Source organism: Frigoribacterium sp. CF331 (genome assembly GCF_057787905.1).
The window spans coordinates 2,946,019-2,972,834 of record NZ_CM173545.1; the positions used below are offsets into that span (position 1 = coordinate 2,946,019).

The 26,816-nt window shown below is 72.1% G+C and carries 20 protein-coding genes; 18 read left to right on the plus strand and 2 right to left on the minus strand.

Annotation, left to right across the window (positions count from 1 at the left end; all coding sequences use genetic code 11):
* Positions 1-5 precede the first annotated feature (5 nt).
* The 4 genes from AC3CCI_RS13695 to AC3CCI_RS13710 are packed head-to-tail and all read left to right on the plus strand — an operon-like array spanning position 6 to position 3,451.
* Positions 6-905 carry a F0F1 ATP synthase subunit gamma gene (locus AC3CCI_RS13695; RefSeq protein ID WP_043594511.1) on the plus strand — a complete coding sequence of 300 codons (900 nt, stop codon included), beginning with the start codon at positions 6-8 and terminating at the stop codon, positions 903-905.
* Between the two features lie 41 nt (positions 906-946).
* The gene (gene atpD, locus AC3CCI_RS13700) at positions 947-2,407 is read left to right on the plus strand and encodes a F0F1 ATP synthase subunit beta (protein ID WP_354592860.1); all 1,461 of its coding nucleotides are present in this window, start codon (positions 947-949) and stop codon (positions 2,405-2,407) included.
* Positions 2,408-2,409: 2 nt separating this feature from the next.
* A complete protein-coding gene (locus tag AC3CCI_RS13705; RefSeq protein WP_056256999.1) occupies positions 2,410-2,670 on the plus strand; it encodes a F0F1 ATP synthase subunit epsilon in 261 nt (86 codons plus the stop codon).
* A 28-nt stretch (positions 2,671-2,698) separates the two neighbouring features.
* Complete coding sequence (locus AC3CCI_RS13710) at positions 2,699-3,451, plus strand: YaaA family protein (RefSeq protein WP_488627518.1); 753 nt, start codon at positions 2,699-2,701, stop codon at positions 3,449-3,451.
* 48 nt (positions 3,452-3,499) lie between these two features.
* Here AC3CCI_RS13710 and AC3CCI_RS13715 read toward each other — a convergent pair whose 3' ends face one another.
* Positions 3,500-4,060, minus strand: coding sequence for a methylated-DNA--[protein]-cysteine S-methyltransferase (locus AC3CCI_RS13715; RefSeq protein WP_354592858.1), 561 nt, complete (start codon positions 4,058-4,060; stop codon positions 3,500-3,502).
* 192 nt (positions 4,061-4,252) lie between these two features.
* Here AC3CCI_RS13715 and AC3CCI_RS13720 point away from each other — a divergent pair, with 192 nt between their 5' ends.
* The 9 genes from AC3CCI_RS13720 (at position 4,253) to AC3CCI_RS13760 (ending at position 20,931) form a co-directional block, all read left to right on the plus strand.
* The gene (locus tag AC3CCI_RS13720) at positions 4,253-4,801 is read left to right on the plus strand and encodes an FHA domain-containing protein (protein ID WP_488627519.1); all 549 of its coding nucleotides are present in this window, start codon (positions 4,253-4,255) and stop codon (positions 4,799-4,801) included.
* On the plus strand, positions 4,798-5,595 hold the full coding sequence (locus AC3CCI_RS13725) for a PP2C family protein-serine/threonine phosphatase (RefSeq protein WP_354592856.1): 798 nt from the start codon (positions 4,798-4,800) through the stop codon (positions 5,593-5,595). The genes AC3CCI_RS13720 and AC3CCI_RS13725 overlap by 4 nt, the downstream gene beginning before the upstream one ends.
* Before the next feature lie 173 nt (positions 5,596-5,768).
* Positions 5,769-7,190 (plus strand): serine/threonine-protein kinase, encoded by a 1,422-nt coding sequence (locus AC3CCI_RS13730; protein WP_488627520.1) that lies wholly within the window; start codon positions 5,769-5,771, stop codon positions 7,188-7,190.
* The gene (locus tag AC3CCI_RS13735; RefSeq protein WP_488627521.1) at positions 7,190-13,009 is read left to right on the plus strand and encodes an Ig-like domain-containing protein; all 5,820 of its coding nucleotides are present in this window, start codon (positions 7,190-7,192) and stop codon (positions 13,007-13,009) included. The genes AC3CCI_RS13730 and AC3CCI_RS13735 overlap by 1 nt, the downstream gene beginning before the upstream one ends.
* Positions 13,010-13,045: 36 nt before the next feature.
* Complete coding sequence (locus AC3CCI_RS13740; protein ID WP_488627522.1) at positions 13,046-14,017, plus strand: AAA family ATPase; 972 nt, start codon at positions 13,046-13,048, stop codon at positions 14,015-14,017.
* Positions 14,014-15,477: a DUF58 domain-containing protein gene (locus AC3CCI_RS13745; protein WP_354592852.1), complete on the plus strand. Its 1,464-nt coding sequence runs from the start codon at positions 14,014-14,016 to the stop codon at positions 15,475-15,477. Before AC3CCI_RS13740 ends, AC3CCI_RS13745 begins: the two co-directional genes overlap by 4 nt.
* Complete coding sequence (locus AC3CCI_RS13750; RefSeq protein WP_488627523.1) at positions 15,474-17,888, plus strand: transglutaminase TgpA family protein; 2,415 nt, start codon at positions 15,474-15,476, stop codon at positions 17,886-17,888. Before AC3CCI_RS13745 ends, AC3CCI_RS13750 begins: the two co-directional genes overlap by 4 nt.
* Positions 17,888-19,954, plus strand: coding sequence for a zinc-ribbon domain-containing protein (locus AC3CCI_RS13755; RefSeq protein ID WP_488627524.1), 2,067 nt, complete (start codon positions 17,888-17,890; stop codon positions 19,952-19,954). The genes AC3CCI_RS13750 and AC3CCI_RS13755 overlap by 1 nt, the downstream gene beginning before the upstream one ends.
* Before the next feature lie 197 nt (positions 19,955-20,151).
* The gene (locus AC3CCI_RS13760; protein WP_488627525.1) at positions 20,152-20,931 is read left to right on the plus strand and encodes a hypothetical protein; all 780 of its coding nucleotides are present in this window, start codon (positions 20,152-20,154) and stop codon (positions 20,929-20,931) included.
* A gap of 11 nt (positions 20,932-20,942) precedes the next feature.
* On the opposite strand, the gene AC3CCI_RS13765 is transcribed toward AC3CCI_RS13760, so the two are convergent.
* Positions 20,943-21,959, minus strand: coding sequence for an asparaginase (locus AC3CCI_RS13765; protein ID WP_488627526.1), 1,017 nt, complete (start codon positions 21,957-21,959; stop codon positions 20,943-20,945).
* Between the two features lie 68 nt (positions 21,960-22,027).
* Here AC3CCI_RS13765 and AC3CCI_RS13770 point away from each other — a divergent pair, with 68 nt between their 5' ends.
* From AC3CCI_RS13770 to AC3CCI_RS13790, 5 genes are all read left to right on the plus strand, one after another.
* Positions 22,028-22,519 carry an OsmC family protein gene (locus AC3CCI_RS13770; protein ID WP_354592847.1) on the plus strand — a complete coding sequence of 164 codons (492 nt, stop codon included), beginning with the start codon at positions 22,028-22,030 and terminating at the stop codon, positions 22,517-22,519.
* A 74-nt stretch (positions 22,520-22,593) separates the two neighbouring features.
* Positions 22,594-23,154, plus strand: a complete 561-nt coding sequence (locus AC3CCI_RS13775; RefSeq protein ID WP_488627527.1) for an FKBP-type peptidyl-prolyl cis-trans isomerase — start codon at positions 22,594-22,596, stop codon at positions 23,152-23,154.
* A gap of 37 nt (positions 23,155-23,191) precedes the next feature.
* Positions 23,192-24,208, plus strand: coding sequence for an FKBP-type peptidyl-prolyl cis-trans isomerase (locus AC3CCI_RS13780; RefSeq protein ID WP_488627528.1), 1,017 nt, complete (start codon positions 23,192-23,194; stop codon positions 24,206-24,208).
* A 39-nt stretch (positions 24,209-24,247) separates the two neighbouring features.
* Positions 24,248-25,324: a 1-deoxy-D-xylulose-5-phosphate reductoisomerase gene (gene dxr / locus AC3CCI_RS13785; RefSeq protein WP_354592844.1), complete on the plus strand. Its 1,077-nt coding sequence runs from the start codon at positions 24,248-24,250 to the stop codon at positions 25,322-25,324.
* A gap of 147 nt (positions 25,325-25,471) precedes the next feature.
* Complete coding sequence (locus AC3CCI_RS13790) at positions 25,472-26,803, plus strand: M50 family metallopeptidase (protein ID WP_354592843.1); 1,332 nt, start codon at positions 25,472-25,474, stop codon at positions 26,801-26,803.
* Positions 26,804-26,816: the final 13 nt, after the last annotated feature.

Here is a 26,816-nt window from a genome sequence, read left to right on the forward strand (position 1 = left end):
GAGTAATGGGAGCCCAACTCCGGGTCTACCGGCAGAGGATCCGCTCTGCGCAGACGACCAAGAAGGTCACTCGCGCGATGGAGCTCATCTCGGCCTCGCGCATCCAGAAGGCGCAGGCCCGGATGAAGGCTTCCGGGCCGTACTCGCGGGCCATCACCCGGGCGGTGTCGGCCGTGGCGACGTTCTCGGACGTCGACCACGTGCTGACCACCGAGCCCGAGACGGTCGAGCGTGCCGCGATCGTCGTGTTCACGTCCGACCGCGGTCTGAACGGTGCGTTCAGCTCGAACACGCTGAAAGAGAGCGAGCAGCTGGCACAGCTGCTGCGCAGCCAGGGCAAAGAGGTCGTCTACTACCTGGTGGGTCGCAAGGCCCAGGGGTACTTCGCCTTCCGTCGACGTGACGCCGAGCAGGTCTGGACGGGCAACACCGACCAGCCCGAGTTCGCCACGGCGAAGGAGATCGGCGACGCGGTGGTGTCGAAGTTCCTCACCGAGGCGGCCGAGGGTGGCGTGGACGAGATCCACATCGTCTACAACCGCTTCGTGAACATGGTCAGCCAGGTTCCCGAGGTCGTCCGGCTGCTGCCCCTCGAGGTCGTCGAGGGCATCGAGGAGCCCGGCGAGGACGAGGTCCTCCCGCTGTACGACTTCGAGCCCGACCCGACCGAGGTGCTGGACGCCCTGCTCCCGGTCTACATCGAGAGCCGCATCTTCAACGCCATGCTGCAGTCGGCCGCTTCAGAGCACGCCGCTCGACAGAAGGCCATGAAGGCTGCCAGCGACAACGCCGACACCCTCATCCGCGACTTCACCCGCCTCGCGAACAACGCGCGTCAGGCCGAGATCACGCAGCAGATCTCCGAGATCGTGGGCGGCGCAGACGCCCTCGGGTCGGCCAAGTAGAGCTCTGCACCACAGCATCATCATCCGAAGAGAGAGAAGCCATGACTGACACCGCAACCGCACCGGTCGCGACCGAGTCGGCTCCCGGCGTCGGGCGCATCGCCCGGGTCACGGGCCCCGTCGTCGACATCGAGTTCCCGCACGATGCCATCCCCGGCGTCTACAACGCGCTGACCACCAAGATCACCATCGGTGACACCACCACGCAGATCACGCTCGAGGTCGCCCAGCACCTCGGTGACGACCTCGTCCGTGCCATCGCCCTCAAGCCCACCGACGGCATCGTCCGCGGGCAGGAGGTCATCGACACCGGCGCACCCATCTCGGTGCCCGTCGGCGACGTGACCAAGGGCAAGGTCTTCAGCGTCACGGGTGAGATCCTCAACCTCGAGGGCGACGAGACGGTCGAGATCACCGAGCGCTGGCCGATCCACCGCAAGCCGCCGCAGTTCGACCAGCTCGAGTCGAAGACGCAGCTCTTCGAGACCGGCATCAAGTCCATCGACCTGCTCACGCCCTACGTGCAGGGTGGCAAGATCGGCCTGTTCGGTGGTGCTGGCGTCGGCAAGACGGTGCTCATCCAAGAGATGATCCAGCGTGTCGCGCAGGACCACGGTGGTGTGTCGGTGTTCGCCGGTGTCGGTGAGCGCACCCGTGAGGGCAACGACCTCATCGCCGAGATGGACGAGGCGGGCGTCTTCGACAAGACCGCCTTGGTCTTCGGCCAGATGGACGAGCCGCCGGGAACCCGTCTCCGCGTCGCGCTCTCGGCCCTCACCATGGCCGAGTACTTCCGCGACGTGCAGAAGCAGGACGTGCTGCTCTTCATCGACAACATCTTCCGCTTCACGCAGGCCGGTTCCGAGGTCTCGACGTTGCTCGGCCGCATGCCGTCCGCCGTGGGCTACCAGCCCAACCTCGCCGACGAGATGGGCGTGCTCCAGGAGCGCATCACGTCGACGCGTGGTCACTCGATCACCTCGCTGCAGGCGATCTACGTTCCGGCCGACGACTACACCGACCCGGCCCCGGCCACGACGTTCGCGCACCTCGACGCGACCACCGAGCTGTCGCGTGAGATCGCGTCGCAGGGTCTGTACCCGGCGATCGACCCGCTGACGTCGACGAGCCGCATCCTCGACCCCCGCTACCTGGGCCAGGCGCACTACGACACCGCCATCCGGGTCAAGGCGATCCTGCAGAAGAACAAAGAGCTGCAGGAGATCATCGCCATCCTCGGTGTCGACGAGCTGTCCGAGGAAGACAAGATCACGGTGTCGCGTGCACGCCGCATCCAGCAGTTCCTGTCGCAGAACACCTACATGGCGAAGAAGTTCACCGGTGTCGAGGGCTCGACCGTCCCCCTGAAGGACACCATCGAGTCGTTCACGGCGATCGCCGACGGTGAGTTCGACCACGTCGCCACGCAGGCGTTCTTCAACGTCGGCTCGATCTCGGACGTCGAAGAGAAGTGGGCTCAGATCCAGAAGGAGAACGGCTGATCGTGGCTGCTCTCACTGTCAGCGTCGTCTCGGCCGACCACGAGGTCTGGTCGGGCGAGGCGTCGTCGATCGTCGCTCGCACCGCCGAGGGTGAGATCGGAATCCTCCCCGGCCACGAGCCGATCCTGGCGATCCTGGCCTCGGGCCAGGTCAGGGTCCGGTTGTCCGACGGCAGCACCGTCGAGGCCACCGCCGACGACGGGTTCCTGTCCGTCGAGAACGACACCGTCACGGTCGTCGCGCGCAATGCGCAGCTGAACTGACGTCGGTCCGTCCGCTCCACCTCGATCCATGCTGTTCCTGCTGCCCCCGTCCGAGACCAAACTCGACGGGGGCAGCGCTGGTTCACGACTGGACGTGACGGGACTGTCGTTCGGGGCCCTGGAGGCGCCGCGCCGCGCCTCCTTGGCCCTTCTGCACGAGATGACGCGTGACGACGTGGCTGCGGCCCGGGCGTTGAGGCTCGGCCCGACGCAGGCCCACGAGATCGAGCGCAACCGGGTCGTGTCGTCGTCGCCGACGATGCCGGCGCTGGCGCGCTACACCGGCGTGCTCTTCGACCCGCTCGACGTGTCGAGCCTCGGCGCCGCATCGTGGCGGTGGGCGCAGCGGCACGTCGTGGTGCACTCGGCCCTGTTCGGGTTGGTGCGCGCTGCCGACGAGATCCCCGCCTACCGTCTGTCGCACGACTCGAAGGTCGGCGGGACGACCCTGAAGAAGGTGTGGCGCGCGCCGGTGTCCGGAGTCCTCGCGGGCCTGGACGAGCCCGTCGTCGATCTCCGATCCGAGGGCTACGTCGGCCTCGGGCCCGCGGGTGACGGATCGACGTACGTCCGGGTCGTGTCGGACGCCGGCGACCGGCGTCGCGCCCTGAACCACTTCAACAAGAAGTCGAAGGGGTTGTTCGTCCGGGCCCTCTTGACGGACCGGCCCGACCTCGCGGACGTGCACGACCTGGCGGATTGGGCCCGGGGACGCGGTTTCGTCATCGAGCCGGGGCTCGAGACCGTGCTCGTGGCCGAGTCGGTCCTCGACGCCGCCTGACGTCGTCCCCGGCGGACCGGTCACCGACACGGGCTCGACGGGCAGCCGTCAGTCGAGGGGGACGGGGCCGTCGCGGAAGGCGATGCCTTCGTGGCGGAGCAGCCACTTCTTCGTCTCGGCACCTGCGCCGACGGTGTAGCCGGTGACCCCGCCCGTCCTGCCGAGGACGCGGTGGCACGGCACGAGCAGGGGCATCGGGTTGGCGGCCACCGCCCCGCCGACGGCGCGCCCGGCCCGAGGGTTGCCGAAGGTGCCCCCCAGTCGCCCGTAGGTCGTGGACGAGCCCCATTCGACCTCGAGCAACGCCGACCAGACCGAGCGCTGGAAGGTCGACCCGACGAGACGCAACGGCAGGTCGAAACGGGTGCGGACGCCGTCGAAGTAGCCGTCCACCTGTCGTCGTGCGGCGTCGAGCAGGCTGTCGGGTCGCTCGGGCAGGTGGTCGTGGGGCAGTTCACCGTGCTGCTCGACGGCCAGGGCCTCGACCGCGAAGTGACGGCTGACGATCTCGATGCGCCCGACGGGGGAGTCGAGCCGGACGAGCCCCGGTGGCTCGTCGTCGGCCGCCGGGCCGGGTGGCAGCGGAGGCACGAGGACGAGGTCGGTCATGGCGTCACGTTAGGGCGTGGGGCTGCACCCGATGCCGGTGCGCTCCGAGGATGTGGACGGAGGCGCGGGGTCGCGTGCCTGGGGAGGACACGTCGGTCGGGCCTCGTCCCGTCGTCGACGTGCCGGGGACGGGCGGTAGCGTGGTCGTCGTGTCGGTCGGCGTCCTCGCCGGACGCCGGTGAGAGGAGCCGCATGTCCACCGAACGACCCTCCGACCCGTGGCACGACCTCCACGGGGTCGAGGACACGGTCGTCGTCCGTCCCCGGACGCCGCCCGCCGTGGCCGACGACGACGACACGGTCCTGCGGGCTCGGGGCCGGTCGACGCCGGCGACGGGGCAGGGTCCCCGTGGGTCCGGCCGACCGGCACCGCGCCTCCACGGACTGCGCGTCGCCGGGCACGAGGTGCTCCTCGACGTGCCCGTCGTGGTGGGTCGCAGGCCGACCGCGCCCCGCGTGGTCGACGGCGTCGCCCCCCGTCTGCTGGTCGTGCCGTCGGCGACCCACGAGGTGTCGGGCTCGCACGTCGAGGTGCGCCAGCAGGGCGAGACCGTGGTCGTCACCGACCTGCGCTCGACCAACGGCACGCGGGTGACCGAGCCGGGACGCGTTCCCGTGAGTCTGCGGCAAGGCGAGTCGCTCGTGGCGCGTGCAGGCACGATAGTGGACGTAGGTGACGGGAACCTTCTCGAGATCCTGCCTCCCCAGCGCCTCATCCCGACGAAAGAACCCCTCCTGTGACAGAGCTCGGCCGACCCACGACCGCCCATGCCCTCGGACTCGACGACGTCGGGCTGACCCTCGACTGGGCGGGGGTGACCGACGTCGGTCGTCGTCGCGCCCACAACGAGGACAGCTACCTGGCCGAGTCGCCCCTCTTCGTGGTCGCGGACGGGATGGGCGGGCACAGCGCGGGCGACGTCGCGAGCGACGCCGTCGTCCGCCGCATGAGCGAGATCCGGTCACGACCCTTCGCCACCACCGACGACGTGGAGGCGGCGCTGAGGGTCGCCACCGAGGACATCGCCGTGGCGGCAGCCGACACCGAGCTCGGGGTCGGGACGACGGCGACCGGGGCGTTCCTCTCGCGTGACGGCGACGACGGTGGCGTCGAGTTCACGGTCTTCAACGTCGGCGACTCGCGGGTCTACCTGTTCGAGGACGGTCGACTGCGGCAGGTGACGGTGGACCACTCGGTCGTCCAAGAGATGGTCGACGCCGGGCTCCTGCACGCGGACGACGCCGAGAAGCACCCCGACAGCAACGTCATCACCCGGGCCGTCGGCTTCGACGTCGACCCCCGGCCCGACTACTGGCGCCTGCCCGCTCGACCGGGCCTGCGCCTCCTGGTCTGCTCCGACGGCCTGACGAAAGAGCTGTCGGCAGCTCGGATCGCCGACCTCCTGGCGAGTGTCGAGGGGGCCGAACCGGCCGCGACGGCCCTCGTCGAGGCCGCCGTCGAGGCGGGAGGCCGCGACAACGTGACGGCCGTCGTCGTCGACGTCCGCGGCAGGTCGACGCCGGTCGCCGAGTAGCCGTTCCGGCCCGTCCGGACGCCTCGTCCCCCGAAGTGGGGGGACAGGGCCCGTCCACAGGCGGGTGGGCAGGCCTCTCGGGCGTCGGTGGCCGCCGCTTAGAATGACTGCGGTCGGACCGACGCCGACCGGCTCTGCCGAGCCGACCCCGCACCGATCCCCGAGGAGGCGACGTGGCACGACGACTGCCGTCCGCGCCGCCCGTGCTGCCGGGTTTCTCGCACGTCCGCGTCCTCGGGTCGGGTGGTTTCGCCGACGTCTTCCTGTACGAGCAGAACATGCCCCGCCGCCAGGTCGCCGTCAAGGTCATGTTGAGCGAGGTCGTGAACGACCAGGTCCGACAGATGTTCCAGGCCGAGGCCAACCTCATGGCCCAGCTGAGCGCTCATCCGTCGATCCTCACGGTGTTCCAGGCGAGCGTCTCGGCCGACGGGCGCCCGTACCTCGTGATGGAGCTCTGCTCGTCGTCCCTCAGCGAGCGGTACCGCCGCGACCGCATCCCCGTCGCCGACGTGCTGCGCATCGGCGTCAAGATCGGCAGCGCGGTCGAGACCGCGCACCGTCAAGGCGTGCTGCACCGCGACCTCAAGCCCTCCAACATCCTGATGACGGCCTACGGCCATCCGGTCCTGTCCGACTTCGGCATCGCCGCCTCCCTCAGCGAGAGCGAACCGCAAGAGGTCGTCGGCATGTCGATCCCGTGGTCCGCACCCGAGGTGCTGCTCGACGAGACGAACGGCACGATCGAGTCCGAGGTGTGGTCGCTCGGTGCGACCGTCTACTCGTTGCTGGCGGGGCGGAGCCCCTTCGAGGTGCTGGGCGGCGACAAGAACGGCGCGTCCGACCTCATCGGCCGCATCGACAAGGCGAAGCTCGTGCCGACGGGCCGGACCGACGTCCCTCCGACGCTCGAGCGTCTGCTCGCACGGTCCATGTCCCGGCGGCCCGAGCAGCGTCAGGCCAGCGTGCTCGAGTTCGTGCGCGAACTCCAGCAGGTCGAGAGCGAGCTCGGCGTCGCCCAGACGCCCATCGAGGTGGCCGTCGACGACTGGGCCCTCGCCACCGTCGCCGACCTCGAGGACAAGACGCGCCTCCGGGGGGTCACACCCGTCCAGGCGTCGCGCCGACGTCGCCGACGTCGCGTCACCGAGGCCCAGGTCCAGGCGCAGCAGGGCGTCTCGCTGCAGCAGAGCCGCGCGGTGCCCCGCAGCACCGGCACCCGGCCGGCACGCAACCGCACCATGCTCGTCGTCGTCTGGTCCCTCGTCGCGGCGGCGGTCGTGGGCATCGGCCTGGCCGCCACGGCGACCCTCGTGCTGGTCCGGTCGACGTCGACCGAGATCCCCCGGGTGTCCGACGTCGCGTCGTCGAGCGACGGGGCGTCCGTCGTGTTCAGCTGGAGCGACCCCGGCCTCCGAGCGGGCGACACCTACGTGATCTCGACCGGTGGGCAGACGAGCCAGCAGTCCGCCGACCGTTTCGTCGCTACGCCGGCCGATCCGGGTGACGAGGTCTGCATCACCGTCACCGTCAGTCGCGGCGGGTCGACCGGGCCGGCCAGCAACGAGAACTGCGCGACGGCGGGCCAGGGCTGATGGGGCGTCTGCTCGACTGGGCCTCGCGTCGGCGGTCGGCGGTCGCGACCGGAGTCGGCGTCATCGTGGTCGCCACCCTCGTGACCACGGTCGCCGTGGCCAGTTCAGGCTACGAGGCGCAGCGGCTCGACCTGTCCGACGGCACCGTGTGGGTGGCCAACGGCGACCGCGCGGCGATCGGGCGGGCGAACACCGACGTGCTCCAGCTGAACTCGGCGGTCCGCAGCAGCGGGGCCGACATCTCCGTCGCCCAGCGGGGCCAGGACGTCCTGCTCGTCGACCGCGGCAACGCCACGGTCGGCGTCGTCGACACCGCGACGGCCGAGATCGCCGAGAGCGTCCCGCTGCCGCCCGAGTCGCCCGAGGTGTCGATCGCCGGCGACCGGGCACTGGTCGTGTCGCAGGGGACGGGCGAGGTGTGGAGCCAGCCCGTCGCCGAACTGCCGTCCTTCAGCAACGAGGTCGACCCCGACCTGAGCCTCGGCAAGGGCCTGGTCACCAGCGTCACGCCCCGGGGCACGGTGGCCGCCTACTCGACCGACACCGGCGAGGTGTCGGTCTTCGACGGGACGGTGTCGCCCGACGTCGCCGAGACCCACGACGTGCCGGCCGCCTCGTCGGCCGGTCAACAGGTCGCCTCCGTGGGCGACCACTGGGCGGTCCTCGACACCGTGACCGGCGCCCTCGTGGTCGACGGCCGTCGGATCGACCTCTCCGACCGCGTCTCGGGCGGACTCGCCCTGCAGGCCGGGTCCGACACGGGGGACGGCGTGATGGTGGCGACGTCCACGGGGCTGCTGTCCGTCTCCTTCGTCGGCGACCGCGTCACCGAGGTGGTCGACGGCCGAGACGGCAAGCCCACGCGGCCCGTCGTCGTCGACGACTGCCGCTACGCCGCCTGGGCGGGCGGCTCGGCCTGGAGCGATTGCGCGTCGACGCGCGGGGGAGTCCTCGCCCTCGACGAGGTGCCCGGAGGGGCGGACCTGGTCTTCGACGTCAACGAGCGCCGCGTCGTGCTGAACGACCCGGCGACCGGCCGGTCCTGGGCCGTGCAGCGATCCGGCCAGTTGATCGACAACTGGTCCGACCTCTTCCAAGAAGACCGCGATCGAGAAGAGCAGCAAGAGAACGACGACGAGCGACCTCCCGAGCTCGACCCCGACCAGAAGGCCCCGATCGCCGTCGACGACGCCTTCGGAGCCCGGCCGGGGCGTGCGAGCACCCTGCCCGTCCTGCTGAACGACTACGACCCGAACGGCGACCCGCTCGTCGTCGAGCAGGCCGAGCCGCTCGCCGGGTCGGTGGGCCGCATCGACCTGGTCAACGACCGTCAGCAGGTGCTGCTGACGCTTCCCGACACCGCCTCGGGCACGTTCTCGTTCGACTACACGATCTCCGACGGCCGGGGCGGTCAGGCCACCGCCACCGTGACCGTCACCGTCCGTCAGCCCGCAGAGAACTCGGCACCCCAGCAGGTGCGTCAGACGACGGCCTCGGTGTCGTCGTCCGGACGCGTCACGTCGTCGGTGCTGGGCGACTGGGTCGACCCCGACGGTGACGCCTTCTACCTCACCTCGGCGGGCGGAACGGCGGGCGTGTCGTACAAGCCGTCCGGAGACGTCGTCTACCAGGACGCCGGTGCGGGCGAGGCGGCCGTCGACGTGCCGCTGACCGTCTCCGACGGCCGGGACGAAGGGCGGGGTTCGCTCGCGGTCACCATCATGGGGCCCGGGCAGGTGCCCCTCGAGGCCCTCCCGTTCTCCCAGCAGGCCTACGCGGGTCAGCAGCTCACCGTGCGGCCCCTCACGTACGCTCGTGGTGGCACCGGGACGATCAAGCTGAACAGCGTGCCGGCCAAGGCCGACGTCAGCATCACACCCAACTACGAACAGGGCACGTTCCGCTTCGCGAGCGACGCACCCGGCACCCACCTCCTCGAGTACACGGTGACGGACGGTGACCAGACCGCGACGGGCACGGTGCGCGTCGACGTGCAGTCACCTCCGGACGCGGGAACGCCACCGATCACGACGCCGAAGACCGTCTTCGTCGAGACCCTCGGCACGCAGACCCTCGACGTCGTCGCGACGGATCGCGATCCCGCCAACAACGTGCTCATGCTCACGGCGACCGACGTCGTCCCCGCCTCGTCCGGCGTGAAGGTCGAGACGCTCGACCAGCGCTACGCGCGCGTGACGCTCACGGCTCCCCTCGAGGACGGCCCGGTCACGTTCGGCTACACCGTCAGCAACGGCCTCGCCTCGGCGGTCGGCACCGTGACGGTCGTCGAGATCCCGCGGCGGGCGATCACGCAACCTCCGATCGCGACCGACGACCAAGTCACCGTCCGGGTGGGCGACTCCATCGACATCGACGTGTTGGCCAACGACGAGCAGCCTGACGGGGACGAACTGGCCCTGGTGCCTCGGCTCGAGACCGACGTGCCCGCGGGCAGCGGCCTGCTGTTCGCGTCGGGCAACCGTCTGCGCTACCTCGCTCCGTCGAGTCCGGGCAACGTGACCGCGACGTACACCGTCGAGGGTCCGGACGGGCAGCGGGCGTCGGCCCAGGTCGCCATCGCCGTGAGGGAGGTCGACGCCGGGAGCAACGCGGCCCCTGCGCCGCAGGCCGTGACGGCACGTGTCGTCGCCGGTGAGACCGTCCGCGTCGGCATCCCCCTCGACGGCGTCGATCCCGACGGCGACTCGGTGCAGCTCCTCGGGGTCGGGACGAACCCCGAGAAGGGAAACGTCTCGACGGTCGGGACCGACTACGTCGAGTACCAGGCGAACGCCAGTTCGGCGGGCACGGACTCGTTCACCTACACGGTGGTCGACGGTCTGGGCGCCCGGGCGACGGGAACGGTCCGTGTGGGCATCTCGACCCGCGCCGACGGTTCGCGCGACCCGATCGCCGTGGCCGACGCCGTGACCATGCGTCCCGGGGGTTCCATCACCGTCCGCGTGCTCGACAACGACTCCGATCCCGACGGCGGCGCGTTGTCGGTCGACGCGGTCGAGCCCAACGGCGAGGGCATCGTGGCCGAGGTGGTGTCGGGGACGATGGTGTCGGTGACGCCCCCCGAGTCGCCGGGGACCTACGGCCTCGTCTACACCGTGTCGAACCAGCAAGGAGGGCAGAGCTCCACCTTCGTCACGGTCACGGTCGACCCGGACGCGCCGCTCAACTACCCGCTTGCCGACGACACCGTGCTCGGCCTGAGCGACATCGCCGGCCGTCAGACCGTCACCGTGAACCCCTTGACCAACGTCTTCTTCTCGGACGGCAGCACGTCGCGACTCGACCTCGGCCTCGAGCCGGGCTTCGGGACGACCGCGGAGGTGACCCCGAACTCGAGGGTCACCGTCCGCATCACCGACTCCAGTCAGATCATCCCGTTCTCCGTCTCGCGGAAGGACGACCCCGGCATCAGGGCCTACGCCTTCATCGTGGTGCCCGGATTCGACGACGCGCTGCCCCAGATCGACCGGACGGTCCGCCCCCTCTCGGTCGAGAGCGAGAAGGCCGTCACCATCGACCTGAACCGCTACGTCATCTCGGCCGGGACCAACGGCGTGCGCCTCACCGACCCCGGGACGGTCCGCGCGACCAACTCCAACGGAGACGACCTCGTCGTCGACGACACGACCCTCCGCTTCACCTCGGCCGACCTGTTCTCCGGCACGGCCTCCATCTCGTTCCAGGTCACCGACGGCCGGTCCGCGGACGACCCGGACGGCCGGACCGCGTCGCTCGTCCTGCCGATCACCGTCACCTCGCGCGAGAACCAGCCCCCGGTCTTCAACGGCGTCTCGGTCGATCTCGAGCCCGGGCAGTCCCGGACGCTCGACCTCGCCCGCCTCACCACCTATCCGTACCCCGACGACGTCGACGAGCTGCGGTACTCCGTCGACCAGGGCGGCCTGGCGGGCTTCGGCTTCGATCTGTCGGGTTCACAGCTCACGGTGTCGGCCGACGCGGGCACGGTCCGAGGGACGAGCAGGACACTCCCCGTCGCCGTCAGCGATGCTCTCAACCCGGGGCGTGGTGGCACCGTGACGTTGTCCGTGGTGGGTTCGACGCGGCCCCTCGCCCAGCCGGCCGCCGATCGGGCCGTCGTCCGACGAGGGGCGTCGACCACCGTGGACGTCCTGCAGAACGACCAGGCGACCAACCCGTTCCCCGGGCAGGCGTTGCGGGTCGTGGCCATCCGCGGCCTGAACGGCGGGTCCGTGCCGTCAGGGGTGTCGATCACCCCCAGCGGCGACAACCGCAGCCTCGCCGTGTCCGTCGCCGCCTCGGCAGCTCCCGGCGACACGAGCCTGCAGTACCAGGTCGCCGACGTGACCAACGACCCCGACCGGTACGTCTGGGGCACGGTGACGATCAGCGTGCAGGACGTCCCGAACGCGCCGAACGCACCCGTGCGGACGGGCACGTTCACCGGTGGTCAGCTCACGCTGAGCTACACGGCACCCGCCGCCAACAACTCGCCCCTGACGGGTTACCGTCTGACCGGCACGGGGTCCGCCGGCGGCTCGTACACGAAGGACTGCGGCCTGGCGACGGTCTGCACCCTCACCGACCTCGACCCCGAGCAGACCTTCCGCTTCTCGGTGACCGCCGTCAACGGCATCGGCGAGTCGGCCGCCAGCGCCTCGAGCGAACCGTACAGCGCGGACTACGTCCCAGCGGCACCGACCGGCGTCAAGGCCGTGCCGACCGCCAACGCGGGTGAACTCCAGCTCTCGTGGAACACCGTGCCGAAGCCGAGCCCCGGCACCGCCGTGGTCGGCTACACGATCGAGATGACCGGTGAGAACGCGCCCGCACGACGCGACACCGTGTCCGCGTCCACGGTCGTCGGCGGCCTGACACCGGGGCAGCAGTACACCTTCCGGGTGTTCGCCCGGAACTCGGCGCAGGTCAGCAGCGACGCCGACTGGGCACGGAGCGACGTCGCCCAGGCCTCGGCCTTCGGTCCGCCCGGACAGACGTCGCCGAGCGCCGTCGTCCAGTCCGACGGCACGATCAGGGTCTCGTGGTCCGCGGCGTCCGCAGCCGGTTCCGCCCCGGTGAGCTATTCGCTCTGGCGGACTGAAGGGACGGCCACGGGCACCGACTGCTCGACCTCACGGACGAGGATCGCCTCGTCGGCCTCGAGCCCGACGGACGACAAGACGGCGGAGAACGGCAAGCGGTACACCTACTTCGTCCACGCGGACAACACCGTGTTCTGTTCGGCGTCGGCGACCTCGGTGGCCAGTCTGCCGGGCAAGGCACGCGGAACGATCAGCGTCGAGAACAACGGTCGGGACCAGTTCGACGTGAGGGTCACGAACCTGGGCGTCGACGGAGACGCCCAGGGCGTCTTCTACCAAGCGAGGTTCGCGGACAAGGACTGGGTCACCCCGTCGGCTGACGGGTTCGTGACCTCGCTGGCCGACTCGTCGGTCTACGGTCGCAACGCGTCCGTCGTCCTCCGGGCCTGCCGGGCGTCGTCGTGCTCGAACCTGACCTCCGACGCGAGTCAGCGGGTGACGCCGCTCCAGACCGTCGGAACCATCGACTCGTGTCAGCCCGGGGGACGCCTCGCCACGAGCGACCCCCGGAACAGCGGTGGGACCACCTCGACGACCTTCCAGATCCAGTACAACGTGCCCCTGGTGCTCGGCATCGCCAACTGGGTCGACGCCGATCCGGAGGACCAGAGGGCCGTCCCCGCCGACGCGGCGGGGGCGCGCATCAGGGCGACGGTCGTCCCCGAGACCGGCGATCCTCAGACGGCGTCCGACTGGGTCACGGCAAGCTGTGGCTGACGACGTGACCCTCCACCACGAGAGAGACAGCACACGATGAGCATGACCCCCGAGCAGGCGACCTGGTTCTCCGACATCTTCGGACGCCTGGTGGCGAACGTCGACCAGGTGCTGCTGGGCAAGACCTTCGTCGTCCGCCTGTCGTTCACGGCGCTGCTGAGCGAGGGGCACCTCCTGCTCGAGGACTTCCCGGGGACGGGCAAGACCTCGCTCGCCCGGGCGATCGCCCAGAGCGTCCAGGGCACGAGCAACCGGGTCCAGTTCACGCCCGACCTGCTGCCCGGTGACATCACGGGCGTGAGCATCTACGACCAGAAAGCCGGCGAGTTCGAGTTCCACCGGGGCCCGATCTTCTCCAACATCGTGCTCGCCGACGAGATCAACCGTGCCAGCCCCAAGACGCAGTCGGCCCTGCTCGAGGTCATGGAAGAGAGCAGGGTGACCGTCGACGGCGTCAGCCACCCCGTGGGTTCGCCGTTCATGGTCATCGCGACGCAGAACCCGGTTGAGCAGGCCGGCACCTACCGTCTGCCCGAGGCTCAGCTCGACCGTTTCATCATGAAGACGTCGATCGGCTACCCCGACCACGCGGCGACGGTGCGCATCCTCGAGGGTTCCGCCACGCGGGTCCACGAGGGCAGCCTCAACCCGATCGTCCAGGCGGGGGTCATCACCGAGATGGCCCAGCTGGCACGGACGGTGCACGTCGAGCCGACCATCAGCGACTACGTCGCCCGACTCGTCGACGGGACGAGGACCGCCCAGGAGGTCCGACTCGGCGTGAGCGTCCGCGGGGCCCTGGCCCTCGTCCGCACGGCTAAGACCTACGCCGCGTCGCTCGGGCGACACTACGTCATCCCCGACGACGTGAAGTCCCTGGCCGAACCCGTGCTCGCACACCGTCTCGTTCTCGACCCCGAAGCCGAGTTCGACGGCGTCACCCCTTCCAGCGTCGTCAGTCAGCTGTTGATCGAGACGGCGCCGCCCGCCGAACGGGTAGCCGTGTGAGCGAGCATCCCCGGGGTGCCGGCCCGGCCACCCGGTCCGCGCCGGGTGCGACCACGGACGCCGGGAGGACGGGTCGCACGCGACCACGAGGAGGCTCGCGTGGCGTCGAGCACCGGTTCGACTCGGCGTTCTCGACCGGCACGCAGGGCCTGACGAACGCGCGGACCCGCATCGTGGGCGACCGCACGGGTGTCGGGGCCGACGTGCTCGTCCTCGTGGTGAGGGCGACCCGGGGTGCCCGCCGCAGCGTGCGTCGGGCCTTCACCAGCGCCTCCTCGGTGGTCACGCCGTTCGGCTGGACGGCACTGGCCGCCGCACCCGTCGCCCTGCTCCTCGGCTACCTGCTCGGCTGGACCGAGTTCGTGGTGGTCGGCTACGCGATGGTCGTCCTGCTCGTCGTCGCCGGGCTCGCGCTGATCGGCCGCAACGCGGTCCGCATCACGCTCGAGATCCCTCACGAGCGGGTGGCCGTCGGCGTCCCGGCCTCGGGCGGCGTGCGGGTCCGCAACGCCGGTGGACGCCGCATCCTCGGCGTGGCCGTCGAGGTGCCGGTCGGCCCGGGGCTCGCCGAGATCGACCTGCCGAGCCTCCGGGCCGGTGACGAGGTCTCGGAGTCGTTCGACCTCCCGACGACGCGTCGGGGCGTCGTCGCCGTCGGGCCCGTGAGCACGGTGCGGGGCGACCCGGTGGGCCTCGCCCGTCGGGAGATCGAATGGACGGGCGTGACCGAGGTCTTCGTCCACCCCCGCACGATCGGCATCCCCAGCACCAGCACCGGTCTCATCCGCGACCTCGAGGGCAACCCGACGCGCGACCTGTCGCCGAGCGACATCTCCTTCCACGCCCTCCGCGAGTACCAGCCGGGCGACGAGCGTCGGAACATCCACTGGAGGTCGACCGCCAAGACCGGCACCTACATGGTCCGCCAGTTCGAGGAGAGCCGCCGCAGCCACCTCGTCATCGCGTTGAGCCTGGCGGGCGGGGACTTCGCGAACGACGACGAGTTCGAGCTGGCGGTGAGCGTCGCGGGGTCGTTGGGAGCCCGGGCCATCCGTGACGCCCGCGAGGTCAGCGTCGTCGTGGGTGAGACGACCCCCGAGTTCGCGAAGCGCAAGAACCTCGAGATCCGCACCCTGAGCACACTCACGCGCAACAGGCTGCTCGACGAGCTCGCCGTCGTGACGACGGCCGAGTCGGCTCTCGCGATCACGGACGTGGCCCGCGTGGCCGGCGACCGCATCGGGGGCATCTCGGTGGCCTTCCTGGTGGTCGGGTCGACGACGACGGTGACCGAGATGCGCGCTGCGGCCACGAAGTTCCCGATGGGCGTCGAGGCCGTCGCGATCGTGTGCGACCCCGAGACGGTGCCCGGCATGAGGCGCATCGCCGATCTGACGGTGCTCACCATCGGCTACCTCGAGGACCTCCAGAAGTCGCTCGCCCGGACGGCCGGCGCATGAGCCCCGACGACGTCGGCCGCGGGCCGGCGGCCGCCGCGGCTGCGGCGACGCCCGTTCCGCGCGTCCGAGCCCGCACCCGCCCGACCCGCCTCCGGGCTCCGTTCGTGGGCACCGCCGTGGGGTTGTCCGCCCTCTCGACCGGCAGCGCGACCGCCACCTTCTGGCCGGTCTACGGCAGCGTCGCCTTCGTCGTCCTCGCGCTCGTCGCCTTCGTCGTCGGTGCCGCGATCGCCCTCGGCGCGGCCGTCCTCAGGCTGTCCAGCGTCTGGGTCCTCGTGGCCACGCTCGTGGCGTACCTCGTGCTGGGCGTCCCCCTCGCCGTGCCGTCCCAGGCACTGGCCGGGGTGCTTCCCACGGGCAGGGGACTGCTCACGCTCGTCTCGGCGACGGCCCTCGGTTGGAAGCGCCTGGTCACCATCGCGTTGCCGGTGGGCAGCTACGAGGCCCTGCTCGTACCGGTCCTCGTGCTGGTGCTGGTCGGCACCGTCGTCGGGCTGTCGGTGGCGCTCCGCAGCCGACGCGGTGAACTCGCGGCCGTCGTCCCCGTGGTCGTCTGGATCGCGGGGATCGTGCTCGGCCCCGCCGAGGCCTGGTGGCCCCGCGTGACGGGTCTCGCCGTGCTCGTGACGGTGGTCGCGTGGGTGGTCTGGTGGCGCCTCCGCCGACGGCGCCTGGCCCTGGACGCCCTGACGGCCCGTGTCCCCGGCACGCCGGCCGGCCACCGCCCCGTCGTCGTCCGGGCGGTCGTCGGGACCCTCGCGACGTTGGCCGTCGCGGGGGCCGGCGGGACTCTCGCCGTCTCGGCTGCGCCGCCGGCGACGTCTCGCACGGTCGCGCGCACGGTCGTCGAGCAACCGTTCGACCCCCGGGACCGGGTCAGCCCCCTGAGCGGCTTCCGGGCCTACGAGCAAGAACCCGCCGTCGACGGGACGCTGCTCAGGGTCACCGGCCTGCGCGACGGAGAGCGTCTCCGCCTCGCCACCCTCGACACCTACGACGGCGTCGTCTACAGCGTCGGCAGCGGCGAGGTCGACAGCGCCTCGGGCTTCTTCACCCGCGTCCCGTCCGCCGTCGACCAGTCGGCCGTCGTGGGCGAGCGGAGCACGGTCGAGGTCACGGTCGGGGCGTACGACGACCTGTGGGTGCCCACCGTCGGACAGCTCGAGTCGGTGACGTTCGACGGACCGACGGCGGACGCCCGACGCGACGCGTTCTTCTACAACGACGTCACCGGCTCGGCCGTCGTCCTCGGTGGCCTGCGGCAGGGCGACTCGTACCGCATGGACGCCGTCGTGCCCCGCCAGCCGGGGGACGACGAGCTCGACGGCCTCACCCCGGGCACGGCCACGGTACCGTCGCCCCGCGACGTGCCGGACGAACTGGCGTCGTCGCTGGAAGACGACGTCGCCGGCCTCCAGGAGCCGGGGGAGCGGCTGCAGGCCGCGCTGACCGCGCTGCGCGAGGAAGGCTACGTGAGTCACGGGGTCTCGGCCGACGAGCCCGTCAGTCGTTCGGGGCACGGGGCGGACCGCATCGCGCAGCTCTTCACCGACCCCGTCATGATCGGCGACGCCGAACAGTACGCGACCGCGGCGGCCCTCATGGCCGACCAGCTGGGTTTCCCGGCTCGGGTCGTCATGGGCTTCGCGCCCACCGCAGCCGAGGGCGGGGCCGACGCCGGCGACACCGTCGAGGGTGGGCCCGTCGACGTCACCGGGTCGAGCATCACCGCCTGGATCGAGGTCGACACCGCCCAGTACGGTTGGGTGACCCTCGATCCGAACCCGGTCGAACGGCCGATCCCCGAAGACCAGGTGCAGGACCCCACGCAGATCTCGCGTCCCGAGTCCGTCGTCCAGCCTCCACCCCGAGACCCGCAGGTGCGGGACGACCAGACCCCGCCCCAGTCCGAGCAGGACGACCCCGAGACCCCTCCGGCCTGGCTGGCGACGGTCCTGCTCATCGCCCGCGTCGCCGGGTGGAGCGCCCTCGTCGCCGGACTGCTCGCGGCCCCGTTCGTCACCGTCGTCGCCCTCAAGGCCCGAAGGCGCCGGCGACGCCGGACCGCTCAGAGCCCCTCGGCCCGCATCAGCGGTGGGTGGCACGAGTTCCAGGACGCCGTCGTCGACCACGGCATCCGCACCCCACCCTCGGCGACGCGGAGCGAGGTCGCCGCCGTGGTCGGAGGGTCGCGTCCGGCCGTGCTCGCGAGGGTCGCCGACCGGGCCGTGTTCTCGCCGAACGCACCGGCCGAGGCCGACGCCGACCGGGTCTGGACCGCCGTCGCCGAGATGCGACGAGCCCTCGGAGTGGGGCTCACCAGGCGCCAGCGGTTCGCGGCGGCGGTCTCGCTCCGATCGCTGCGTGGTTACCATGGGCGCACACGTCCCGAGCGCCAGAGGAACAACTGATGTACTGCCCCACCTGTGCCAGCCCCCTGCCCGTCGGGGCGATGTTCTGCGGCGAGTGCGGTCGGGCGGTCTCGAGCTCGGACCTCGCCGCCGCCCGTCGGCGTGCCGAGGCGGCTGCCGAGCACGTCGACGCGACGAGCGGAGCCGACGTCCCCCAGCCGTCGCGGGCGACGTCCCGTCCTCGTCGCGGCGACGGGGCGGAACCACCCTGGTGGGTGCGCGATCGGCAGGCCGAACCGGCCCCCGTGCCCCCGACCCCAGGGCCCGACACCCCGGTCTCCCGGCCCGACGGCCCGATGCCGGCCGCGCCGGTGCCTGCCACCGGTGAGGCCGACGGCGTCGAGGTCGACGAGGTCGACGAGGTCGATGCCGTCACGCCCACCGCCGTCCGGCCTGCCTCCGTGCCCGACCCCCCGGCGTGGCCCGTCGGCGACCCGGTCGTCGCGCGGACGCCCCCGGCGACTCCGGACGTCTCGGTCCTCGCCGAGGAGGTGCGGGTCGAGCCGACGGCCACCTCACGTCCGTCGAGCCCTCCGGCTCCTCGGGCGAGCGAGGCCGGTGCGCCCCTCCGGTCACCGTCCCGACACTCCGAGAACGGGCCGCGGCCCGCCTCGGCCCCGCTCTGGACGGCGTCGCTGACCCCCGTCGCGTCCGACGACCACCCCGTGCGCGAGACGGCCGACGACCGCGACGTCGCCCCGGGACAGCCCGGGCACGGGGCGTCCGTCGACCGGGTCGACGACGAGGACGTGAGCGAGACCCCGTCCGACGACCCGACCGGCACGTCGACCGACGCGGCGGCTGTCGCGGCTCACGAGCGCGGCGAGGGCGACCCGTCCGACGCCGGTGGCGTCGCTCACGATGCCGCCGGCGCCGACGAGGGGGCCGACGTCCCCGCAGCCGCGCCTCCTCGCCTCGTGCACCAGACGATCGACGCGCCGCAGGACGGTGACACCGCGCCGGTCGCGGCCCTCGACGCCCGCGTCCGTTCGACCTCGCCGGCGGCCCCGGCCCCCGAGCGCGCAGAGCCCACGGAACCCGCGGGGCGTGCAGAGCCCGGCGAGGCCGCCGAGCTCGCAGAGCCCGGGGAGGCCGTCCGTCCTGCACCCGCCCCCCTCGTCTCGCCGACACCCCTCGTCGAGCCCGCACCGCTCGTCGAACCGGGTTCGGCGTTCGTGCCCGAACGCTGCACGCAGTGCGGAGCCTCGATCGGCGAGGACGACATCTTCTGCGGCGAGTGCGGTGCCGTGGTCCAGTCGGTCGCCCTCTCGTTCACCGGCCCGATCGCCCCTCTCCCTCCCGAGTGGCGTCCGGCCGACGATGCCGACCACCGTCGCCGTCCCGCCCCGGCCGACGACGCGGGTTCGGACCCGGCCTCCGAATCCGGAACGGGTTCGCGCTCGTCGACGCCTGCCCCCGACGAACGCCCCGACGACCACGAGGCCGCCGATCGGCGGACCTCCGCCGATCCTCCGACGGGTGACCCGGCCCCGGGCGCTCCGGACGGTCAGGGTGGTGCCCACCACCGTCCCGCGGCTCGCCACGCCCCCGAGCCGATCGACCACGTCCCGGGCTTCCGGGCCGAGCGTCCCGCCGTGACGCCGCGACCGGCCGTCGCCGACCTCCCGCCGGCTCCGACGTCGTCGTCCGCTCCGTCGTGGCGGCCTCGACGTCCGCCCGTCGACCTGCCCACCGACGACGACGTCGACGAGACGCGCATCGTCCGTCGCGGCACCCTGGGGTCCGAGTTCGTGCTGCAGTTCAGCACGGGCGAGAGCATCACGATCGGTGGCACCGGGCTCGTCGGTCGCGCTCCGGCGCCTCAGCCGGGGGAGCGGTTCGACCAACTGGTCCGCATCGTCGATCCGGGGAAGTCCGTGTCGAAGACCCACCTCGAGTTCGGTCAAGAGGCCGGCGCCCTGTGGATCAGCGACCGGTGGTCCGGCAACGGCACGGTGGTGCGGCCCCGAGACCTGCCACCGCGCCGCGCCGATCCCGGTGTGCGCGTCCGGGTGACGCGAGGCACGAGGGTCGAGATCGGCGAGCAGTTCTTCGTCGTGGTCTGAACGACGCCTCGTCCCCGTTGCGTCCGAGACGGCCGCCGTCCCCAGGGGCGTGCGTGTCGTGTCACGGGCCGTCGCGGACGCGGTCCACTGAGGCCATGAGAACTCCTGCGGCGACGAGAACTCCCGAGGCGACGAGAACCTCCGAGGCGACGAGGTCGCCGGTCGGTCCCGCGCCCGTCCGGTTGCCGCCCCCGCCGGTGCGTCCCCGCCCCACCGCCGCCCCCGTCGCCAGCGTCACGGCGGCCGCCCTCGCCGCCGCCGTCTGCGGCCTCGTCCTCGGGGCGGGGCCCGCGGGCACGACGGCCGTGACGGCGGCGACGGCCCTCGCCGTGGTCCCGGGATGGGCGGCCGACCGACTCGTCGGTTCGATGCTGACGACCCGTCGCGAGCGGAGGCGGTTCGAGGCCGCGCTGGACGAGGTCGACGAGACCGTCGCACGCCTGCGGGCGGCGCGGTCGCGGGAGCTGGCCGCGTGGTATCCGACGGCCGAACGGGTCCGGGCGGACGACGTCGCGCGGCGGGCGCCCCGGGCCCTGGTGCTCGGGGTGGGTCGCGCCTCCAGCGGGCTCGTGCTCGAGGGACGCCCCGAGGACCACCTCGATCCGGACGATCCGGTCGTGGCCCGCCTCGAGCGGCTGCGTGACGAGGCCGCCACCCTCGACGAGGCACCGCTGTGCGTGCCCCTCGCGACGACCGTCCGGGTCGTCGGTCCGCCCGTCGTGGCCGAGGCCATCGCATCGGGTCTGCGCCGGCAGCTGCGAGCCGCGGGGGCACCGCCCGCCGATGCCGCCGCGGCCGTCGAGTGCGTCCTGGTCGGACCACGGACGCTCTCGGCCGGGCCCGCCACGCACGAGCCCGCATCGGCCGACACCGTCCTGCTGGTGGGGGCGGACGGCGAGGCCCTGGTCACCTCCACCGGCGGCCGGCCCTGCCGGCAGAGCCTCCGCGTCGCGTTCGTGTCGGTGCTCGACGCGTGAGCACGTCGCGTCTAGCGGTCGAGACCTCCGCCGAGACGGATGCGACCGACGAGGCCGTCGCCGCCGGTGACCTTCTCGAGCGTGCGCTCGACGACGCGGTCGGCCGCGGCCGCGTCGACGGCACCCTCGTCGACCAGGAGGCGCAGGGCGACCAGGGTGCCGGCCCTCACGTTCCCGTCGAGCACCTTGACCGCCACGGCCACGCCGTCCGTCGTGCCCATCACCATGACGCCCTCGGCCCCGAGCTTCGCCAGGACGCCCAGCTCGTCGATGGTCACGGTGTTGGCCCGGCCCGGGCCGTCGATCGCCCAGGCGTCGCCGAGGACGGCCTCGACCAGGTGCGCGGCGTGGTCGTCACGCGCGGCACCCGTCGCGTGGACCGACCCCGTCATCCGCGCCACCGCCCGAGCGAGACCGGCCACGGTGGTCGCGATGACCGGGGCACCGCACCCGTCGACCCCGGAGTGGTCCACGGTCTCGTCGGTCAGCTCGGCGACCGTGTCGCGGACGGCGGCCTGCAGGGGGTGGTCGGTCGCCACGTAGCTCGACGGGTCCCACCCGTTCTCGGCACAGGCCAGCAGGAACGAGGCGTGCTTGCCCGAGCAGTTCATGGCGAGGCGTCGCTTCTCGGTCGCCCGGCGCGCGCTGGCCCGGTCACCCGGCCAGTCGGGCGGGCAGAGCAGGTCGGCCTCGGTGCTGCCGGACCGGGCGAGCAGCGCCTCGACGACCTCGAGGTGCGCCGGGGTGCCGGCGTGGCTCGCCGTGGCGAGCACGGCCTGGGGGCCGTCGAGGGAGACACCCGAACGCAGCACCGTGAGCGCCTGGAGCGGCTTGAGGCACGAGCGCGGGTAGATCGTGGCGTCGGCGTCACCGACCCGCCTCAGCTCGCGACCGTCGGCGTCCACGACGACGCCCGCGCCGAGGTGCCGGCTCTCGTCCCAGCCCGAGCGCTCGAGCACGGCCAGCTCGACGCTGCCCGAGGCGGTGAGGGGGTGACGGGTGGTCGTGGCGGGGCGGGGGTCGGTCATGATGGGGAGTGTACCGAGGCCCGACCGGCGACCACGTCGCCCCCACCCGGGCCCGAGGAGGAGGCAGCATGCTCGACCACGACTACTCCGTCGACGTCCGCTGGACGGGCGACCGCGGCGAGGGCACGACCTCGTACCGCTCGTACGGACGCGACGCCACCATCGTCGCGACGGGCAAGCGGCACGACGTCCTGGCCTCGGCCGACCGCACCTTCCACGGGGACGCCGACCGGTGGAACCCGGAAGAGCTGCTCCTGGCCGCGCTGGCACAGTGCCACCTCCTCAGCTACCTGCACGTCGCGGCCACGGCCGGCGTGGTGGTCGTCGCCTACGAGGACGCGGCCGTGGGGCGGATGACCCAGACGCACGACGGCGGCGGGCGCTTCACGTCCGTGACCCTCCGGCCCGTCGTGACGGTCGCCGACGAGGGCATGGTCGAGCGCGCCCTCGAGCTGCACGCCGAGGCGAGCAAGAAGTGCTTCATCGCGGCGTCCGTCGCCTTCCCCGTCGGGCACGAGCCCACCGTGGTGGCGGCGTCCAGAGAAGCCGACCGGGCGTGAGGCACAATGGCACGGCACGTCCGCCGCGCCGTCACCTGCGGCACGACCCCCTCCACCCCGACCGAGAGACCACCATGCGCCGCTCCCTCGCCCTCCTGGCCGTCCCCGCCCTCGTCCTGTCCCTGGCCGCCTGTGCCGGCGACGCGGGCGGCTCGACCGACGCCTCGACGCCGAGCAGCTCGGCGTCGGCGACCTCCGACGTCCCCCGGCGCGCGAGCGGCGAACCCCAGGCCCCGCAGGCCGGGTTCCCGACCGTCGAACTCGACGCCGACGGCCGTCCCACGGTGACCGTGCCCAACGCCGACGCACCGACCGAGCTGGGCGTCGAGACGCTCATCAAGGGTGACGGCGCGACGGTCCAGGCCGGTGACACCGTCACCGTCCAGTACCAGGGCGTCATCTGGAACACCGGCGAGATCTTCGACGAGAGCTGGTCGCGCGGGGCGCCCGCGACGTTCTCGACCGACCAGGTCATCACGGGCTTCGCCGACGGCATGGTCGGCCAGACCGTCGGGTCGCAGACCCTCGTGGTCATCCCGCCGGCCGACGGCTACGGCGAGTCCGGCGCCCCGCAGGCGGGCATCTCGGGCACCGACACGCTCGTCTTCGTCATCGACATCCTCGCCGTCTCCTGAGCCGGCCGCCGACGTCGACCGACGAGACCGTCCCCCGATGACGCGCACCGCGCCTCCCGTGCCCTCGGCATCCGTCCGCCGGGGTCGGTGGGTCGCCCTCGTGGCCGTGCCGGTCCTCGCGCTCGTGCTGGGCGGCTGCACCACCAGCGGTCCCGACGAGCCGGCGCCCTCGGCGAGCGGAGCGTCCGGCGACTGCCGGGCACCCGATCCCGGTGCGTCGTCCGACGCGGTCGACGTCACCGGCGACGTCGGTTCCAAGCCCGAGGTGAGCTTCGACTCCCCGCTCGAGGTCACCTCGACGCAGCGGACCACGCTCGTCGAGGGCAGCGGAGAGGTCGCCGAGCAGGGCTCGGTCGCGAACGTCCGCATCGCGGTCTACGACGCCGCGACCGGGGCCGAGGTGACGTCGGCCGGGTTCGACGAGGGGCAGCAGCCGACGCAGCTGACGGTCAGCACCGACTACTACGTGCCGGGCATCGTCGACGCGATCGCCTGTGTCGCCTCGGGCAGCCGCACGGTGACCGTCGCCTCGGCCGCCGACATGACGACCGCCACCGCCACCGAGCAGGACGCCGCGCCGTCGCCCGTCGTGATCGTGGCCGACGTCGTCTCGATCGTGCCGACGAAGGCGACCGGCGAGGCGCAGCCACCGACGGACGGGTTCCCGACCGTCGAGCTCGCCGACGACGGCCAGCCGACCGTCACGATCCCGGCCGGCACCGACCCGCCGTCCGACCTCCGGATCGAGGTGTTGAAGAAGGGCGACGGCGCCGTCGTGCCCGATCCGGCGAACGTGACCGTCCAGTACCAGGGCGTCAACTGGACGACGGGCGAGGTCTTCGACCAGAGCTGGGGCAAGGGCACGCCCACGCCGTTCTCGACCGACCAGGTCGTGCCCGGCTTCGCGAAGGCCATGATCGGTCAGACGGTGGGCTCGCAGGTCGTCGTGATCATCCCGCCGAGCGAAGGGTACGGCGACGCCGGCCAGCCGTCGGCCGGCATCGGCGGCGGCGACACCCTGGTCTTCGTCATCGACATCCTCGCCGTGGCCTGACGACGGCCCGGTCGACCGCCGTCGCCCTAGGCTGACCACATGCGTCGCATCACCATCCTCGGCTCCACCGGTTCGATCGGGGTGCAGGCCCTGGACGTCGTCCGGGCCCACCCCGACCTGTTCGAGGTCGTCGGCCTCTCGGCCGGTTCCGACCGCGACGGGCTGGCCGCGCAGGCGGCGGAGTTCGGCGTCGAGCACACCGCCCTCGGCACGGACGAGTCGGTCCAGCTCGTGCGAGACGTCCGGGCCGACGTCGTGCTGAACGGCATCACCGGGTCGGTCGGGCTGGCCCCGACGCTCGCCGCCCTCGACTCGGGTGCCTCGCTCGCCCTGGCCAACAAGGAGAGCCTCATCGTGGGGGGCGACCTCGTGAAGCGGCGGGCCGCTCCCGGGCAGATCGTGCCCGTCGACTCCGAGCACTCCGCGATAGCCCAGGCCCTCCGGTCGGGCACCACGCGCGAGGTGCGCCGACTCGTCCTGACCGCTTCGGGCGGTCCGTTCCGTGGCCGCACCCGCGACTCCCTCGCCGACGTCACACCGCGTGAGGCCCTGGCGCATCCGACCTGGGACATGGGCCTCGTGGTCACGACGAACTCGTCGACCCTCGTCAACAAGGGGCTCGAGGTCATCGAGGCGCACCTCCTCTTCGACGTCGACTACGACCACATCGACGTCACGGTCCACCCGCAGTCGATCGTCCACTCGATGGTCGAGTTCGTCGACGGCTCGACCATCGCGCAGGCCTCGCCGCCCGACATGCGGCTGCCGATCTCGCTCGGGCTCGCCTGGCCGGACCGCGTCGAGGGCGTGGGGGCCCCGCTCGACTGGACCCGCGCCTCCTCGTGGACCTTCGAGCCGCTCGACGACGAGGCGTTCCCGGCCGTCCGGCTCGCGAAGCAGGTCGGGCGGGCCGGCGGCACGTACCCGGCCGTCTTCAACGCGGCGAACGAGCAGGCCGTCCTGGCGTTCCACGCCGGCCGGGTGGGCTACCTCGACATCCTCGACGTGGTCGACGCCGTCGTCGACCGGCACGCACCGGGCGAGAGCAGCCTCGAGGGCGTGCTCGACGCCGAACGCTGGGCACGGGCCGAGGCGGACTCGCTTCTGGCCCGCTGAGCCGCCGCCCCTCAGAGCTGCTGGCCCGCTGAGCCACCGCCCCTCAGAGCTGCTGGCCCGCTGAGCCGCCGCCCCAGTTCGGGGCTCCCAGCGTCGTCATGGCGTCGGCGCGGTGGACGCCCGGCCAGGGGCGGCTACCCTTGCCCGGTGCAGACGATCCTCCTCTTCGTGCTCGGCGTCCTGGTCCTGGTCGTCGGGTTGGCCGTGTCGATCGCCCTGCACGAGGTGGGTCACCTCGTGCCGGCGAAGAAGTTCGGCGTGAAGGTCGGCCAGTACATGATCGGCTTCGGGCCGACCGTCTTCTCGCGCAAGAAGGGCGAGACCGAGTACGGGGTCAAGGCGCTGCCGCTCGGTGGCTACATCTCGATGTCGGGGATGTTCCCTCCGGGCAAGACCGGGGGAGGCGCGCGCCAATCGAGCACCGGCTTCTTCAACACCCTCGTGCAGGACGCGCGCACGGCCAGCGCCGAGACGGTGGACGAGGGCGACGAGTCGCGGACGTTCTACCGACTGCCGGTCCACAAGCGGGTGATCATCATGCTCGGCGGGCCGTTCATGAACCTGCTCATCGCGATCGCCCTGTTCGCCGTGCTGCTCTGCGGGTTCGGGGTCCAGCAGGCGAGCACGACCGTCGGCAGCGTCAGCACCTGCGTGCTGCCCGCCGGGTCGACCGAGACGAGCTGCCCGTCGGACGCGGCCGAGGCTCCCGCCTACGCCGCGGGCATGATGAACGGCGACCGGATCGTCTCGATCGACGGGACGACCGTCACCGACGGCGACCAGATCACGGGCATCCTGCAGCGGTCGCCCGGGGAGACCCTCGACGTGGTGGTCGACCGCGACGGCACGGAGCGCACGCTGCAGGTGACCCCGGCGCTGTCCGAGCGGTACGTGACGACCTCGAGCGGGGCCGTCGCGACCAACCCCGACGGCAGCTCGCAGACGCAGGAGGTCGGCTTCGTCGGCATCGGCTTCGCCTACGAGAAGGTGCGTCAGCCGGTCACGGCCGTGCTGCCCGCCGTCGGCGACAACGTCGCCCACGTGGCCGGGGTCATCGTCAGCCTGCCGCAACGTCTCGTCGGGGTGGCGCAGGCGGCCTTCGGTGGTGCCGAGCGCGACCCGAACGGGCCGGTCAGCGTCGTGGGCGTCGGCCGCATGGCGGGCGAGATCGCGAGCCTCGACACCATCCCCGTGGTCGACCGGATCAGCACGCTCGTCGGCCTGCTGGCGAGCCTCAACGTGGCGCTCTTCGTCTTCAACCTCGTGCCCCTCATGCCGCTCGACGGCGGCCACGTGGCCGGCGCGTTGATCGAGGCCGTCCGCCGCGGCTTCGCGAAGCTGTTCCGTCGACCCGACCCGGGGCCCGTCGACACCGCCAAGGCCATCCCGGTGACCTTCGCCGTCGTCATCCTGCTGGGCGGCATGACCGTGTTGCTCACGTACGCGGACATCGTCAACCCGATCGACATCTTCGGCTGACGCCGCCGCCGCC